This is a genomic window from Falsiroseomonas sp. RANM36 (assembly GCF_056682175.1).
In genome coordinates this window covers 638,577-642,736 of the sequence record NZ_JBWXTD010000002.1, presented here as the reverse complement: position 1 = coordinate 642,736, position 4,160 = coordinate 638,577, and the positions used below count along the sequence as shown (strand labels likewise).

4 protein-coding genes are annotated in these 4,160 nt (G+C 71.8%); all 4 read right to left on the bottom strand.

Annotation, left to right across the window (positions count from 1 at the left end):
• A partial coding sequence (gene serS, locus AC1MIR_RS03940) for a serine--tRNA ligase (protein ID WP_480026875.1) occupies nt 1-1,340 on the bottom strand: 1,340 nt, incomplete at its 3' end.
• A gap of 66 nt (nt 1,341-1,406) precedes the next feature.
• Nucleotides 1,407-2,195: a twin-arginine translocase subunit TatC gene (tatC, locus tag AC1MIR_RS03935; protein ID WP_480026874.1), complete on the bottom strand. Its 789-nt coding sequence runs from the start codon at nt 2,193-2,195 to the stop codon at nt 1,407-1,409.
• Nucleotides 2,196-2,213: 18 nt separating this feature from the next.
• Nucleotides 2,214-2,768, bottom strand: coding sequence for a Sec-independent protein translocase protein TatB (gene tatB / locus AC1MIR_RS03930; RefSeq protein ID WP_480026873.1), 555 nt, complete (start codon nt 2,766-2,768; stop codon nt 2,214-2,216).
• 103 nt (nt 2,769-2,871) lie between these two features.
• On the bottom strand, nt 2,872-3,978 hold the full coding sequence (locus AC1MIR_RS03925) for an ABC transporter ATP-binding protein (RefSeq protein WP_480026872.1): 1,107 nt from the start codon (nt 3,976-3,978) through the stop codon (nt 2,872-2,874).
• Between the last annotated feature and the right edge of the window lie 182 nt (nt 3,979-4,160).

Genomic DNA, 4,160 nt, shown 5'->3' with positions numbered 1-4,160 from the left:
CCCCGCGGCGCGGGCGGGGGGGCCGGCCTATTGGCCCCCGCGGGGGCGCCCCGCGGGGCCCTCCCCCCGGGGGGGGCGATCCGCGCGAGACCGCCCATCCAGGGCCGCAGGACCTCCGGCACGGCGACGCTGCCGTCCTCCTCCTGGAAGGTCTCCAGCACGGCGATCAGCGCGCGCCCCACGGCGACGCCCGAGCCGTTCAGCGTGTGCACGAATTCTGTTCCCTTCCCGCCGCCCGGCCGGAAGCGCGCCTCCATCCGGCGCGCCTGGAAGTCGCGGCAATTGGAGCAGGACGAAATCTCGCGCCAGGCCTGCTGCCCCGGCAGCCAGACCTCGAGGTCGTAGGTCTTCACCGAGCCGAAGCCGGTGTCGCCGGCGCAGAGCAGCACGCGCCGCCAGGTGAGGCCGAGATCGGTCAGCACGCGCTCGGCGCAGCGCGTCATGCGCTCATGCTCCTCGGCCGACTGCTCGGGCCGCGTGACGGAGACGAGCTCCACCTTGGCGAACTGGTGCTGGCGCAGCATGCCGCGCGTGTCGCGCCCGGCCGCGCCGGCTTCGGAGCGGAAGCAGGGCGTCAGCGCCGTCAGCCGGATCGGCAGGTCGGATTCGGCCAGCAATTCCTTCGCGGCGAAGTTGGTCAGCGGCACTTCGGCGGTCGGGATCAGCCAGCGGCCATCGGTGGTGCGGAACAGGTCCTCGCCGAATTTTGGCAGCTGGCCGGTGCCGTACATCGTGGCGTCGTTCACCAGATAGGGCACGGTCGCCTCGGTGTAGCCGTGCTCCTCGGTGTGCAGCGTGATCATCCACTGGCCGAGCGCGCGCTCGAGCCGCGCGAGCGCGCCCCTGAGCACGGTGAAGCGCGCGCCCGCGAGCTTCCCGGCGGTGGCGAAATCCATCATGCCCAGCGCCTCGCCGAGCTCGAAATGCTGCTTCGGCGTGAAGGCGAAGGCGGCGGGCTCGGCATGGACATGCTGCACGACATTGGCCGTCTCGTCGGCGCCGTCGGGCACGTCGGGGTCGAGGCGGTTGGGGAGCGTCGCGAGAAGCGCGTCGCGCGCCTTCTCCTGCGTGTCGGGATCGGCGTCCGCCGCGGCGTCCATCGCCGCCTTGACCTCGGCCTTCAGCCGCTCGGCGGTCGCGGTGTCGCCGGCCTTCATGGCCGCGCCGATCTGTCGCGACAGCTCGTTGCGCGTGGTCTGCGCCGCCTGGACGATGCGCGTGGCCTCCACGCGCAGGTCATCGAGGCGCAGCGCCTCGGCCGCGGCCGGCGCCACGCCGCGCCGCGCCAGCGCCGCGTCGAAGCCTGCGGGATCGGCCCGGAGGGCACGGATGTCATGCATGACGTTGCTGCCCGAAGGTCGGAACGCTGAGAGGGATGGCGATGGCCGCGTCGCCGGGCAGTGCCGTCACGTCGCGTCCTTGTCCTTCTTCGGCGCCATCCAACCCGCCGCGAGGATCGAGATCTCGTAGAGAAGGATCAGCGGCAGCGCGAGGCCGATCTGGCTGATCACATCGGGCGGGGTGATGACGGCGGCCACGACGAACATGCCGACGATCGCGTAGCGCCGTCCCTTCTTCAGACCCTCGACGCTGACGATCCCGACCTTGGCCATCAGCGTCAGCAGCACCGGAAGCTGGAAGGCGATGCCGAAGGCCAGGATCATGTGCATGACCAGCGAAAGATATTCGCTGACCTTGGCCTCCAGCTGGATCGCGACCGTGCCCGCCTCGGCGGGCGTCTCGAAGCTGATGAAGAACTGCCAGGCCAGCGGGAAGATGAAGTAGTAGGCCATCGCGGCGCCGGCGATGAACAGGAAGGGCGAGGCGATGAGGAAGGGCATGATCGCCTTCTTCTCGCTCCTGTAGAGGCCCGGCGCGATGAACAGCCAAAGCTGCGTGGCCCACATCGGGAAGCTGAAGAACACCGCCCCGAAGAAGGCGACCTTGAGGTATGTGAAGAAGGCCTCGTAGAGCGCGGTGAAGATCATCCGCCGCTCCTGCCCGCTCTGATGCGACAGGATGTCGGCCAGCGGCGCCGCCAGGAAGCCGTAGATCTGCCGCGAGAAGTAGTAGCAGATCGCGAAGGCGATGATGAAGGCGCCGATCGACCACAGGAGCCGCGTGCGCAGCTCCATCAGATGCTCGATCAACGGCATCGGCTTGTCGTCGATCGTGTCGTTCTCGTCGCGCGGCACGGAGGAAGCTTTCGGGTCTCAGGCCGCCTGACCGCTGCCGCCGGCGGGCGGCTGGACTGCGGCAGGCGCTTGGATGGGGGCGGCAGGGGGTGGCGGCGTGGCCGCGGCGACGCCGGGCGGGACGAAGGCGGGCGGAGGAGCGGGCGGAGGAGACGCGGGCGAGCCTTCCGGCGACTGCGCGGCAGGCTCGCCGGCCTCGGCAGATGCGGGCGGGGGCGGCGTCACCTCCGCGCCATGGGCGGGCGGCGGCCGGTCGTCGAAGGCGTCCTTCAGGGGGTTTCCGATCGGGTCCTCGTTGAAGGTCTTGCGGATCGACCCGTCCTTGTCGATCTCGCGCTCCACCGCGCCGCGGAAGTCGAAGTTGCGAATCTCGTTGATCTGGTTCCGCACGTCCTCGAGCTTCGCTTCGCGCACGACCTCGTCGAGCTGGCCCTGGAACTCGCCGGCCATGCGGCGGAGCTTCTGGATGCCCTTCGCGATCCCGCGCACCGCCTCCGGCAGGTCCTTCGGGCCGATGACGACCACCGCGACCACCGCGATCAGTGCGAGTTCCGTCCAGTCGAGACCGAGCATGCCACCCCTTCCCCGCATCCGGCTTCCGGCCCCGGACGGCGGGGCGTTCCCGTTAGCAGGAAGGCCGCGCGCCGCCAATGCGGCCGGCCAGCGTGATCCCTACTTAGGAAGCCTCGGCCGGGAATACGAAGGCCCGTTCCGCATCCATCGCAACGGACACCTTCTCTCCACGCTGCAGCCAGATTCCCGGCGGCAGCCGGGCATGCAGGTGCAGCAGGCCGCCCTGCCCGTCCGGCACCGCCAGGTGCACCAGCGTGGTCGCGCCGAGCAGGCGGCAGGCCTCGACCTCGGCCAGGGTGCCGCCGCCGGGCATGGCCGCGGGCGGCTCCAGCGACGGCGCGCCCAGCACCCGCAGCCCCTCGGGCCGCAGCAGCACCTCGACCGGCGCACCCTCCTCCCGCGGCAGGCCGGCGGCGGGCAGGCGGTTGCCGAGCACGATGTCGCCGATCGGCGTCTCCACCCGGCCGGCGCCGAGCCGCGCGGGCAGGCGGTTCACCTCGCCGAGGAAGGTCGCGACGAAGCGCGTGGCGGGACCCAGATAGAGGTCGGCGGGCGTGCCGAGCTGCTCGATCCGGCCCTCGTTCATCAGCGCGATGCGGTCGGCCATGAACATGGCCTCTTCCGCATCATGGGTGACGATCAGCGTCGCGATGCCGGATTCCTGCAGCACATGCAGCGTGTCGTCGCGCACCTGCTCGCGCAGCCTGGCATCCAGGCTGGCGAAGGCCTCGTCGAGCAGCAGCACGGCCGGGCGCGGCGCCATCGCGCGGGCCAGCGCCACGCGCTGCTGCTGCCCGCCGGAGAGCATGTGCGGCCAGGACTGCGCATAGGCCTCGAGCCCGACCCGGGCCAGCGCGTCCATGATCCGCCACTTGCGCTGCCCGCGCGGGACGAAGCGCAGGCCGAAGGCGACGTTGTCCTCCACGGTCAGATGCGGGAACAGCGCATAGTCCTGGAACACGAAGCCCACGCCGCGGCCTTCGGGCGGCACCTCTCGCCCCGGCTCGGCGATGGTCTCGCCGCCGAGCGCGATCCGCCCCGCCTGCAAGGGCTCGAGCCCCGCGGCGAGCCGGAGCAGCGTGGTCTTGCCGCAGCCCGAGGGGCCGAGCAGGCAGACGATCTCCCCCGGCTTCGCGGCCAGCGACAGCCCGCGCAGCACCTCGCCCCGCTCGGGATAGGCGTGCCGGATCGAGTCGAAGGAAATGGTCAAGATTCCACGCCCTCAGACGCCGGGCGCGCGCTCCGCGCGCTTGGCTTTCGCGCAGGCGACGGCCAGCGCGGGTGGCAAGGGCGGGTTGTGCGCGGGCCGCCTTCGCGGCCTCGGGGGCCGCGCACGGGGGGGGGCCCCCCCGGGGCGCGGGGCCCCGCCCGGGGCCCGCGCCCGGGGGGCGC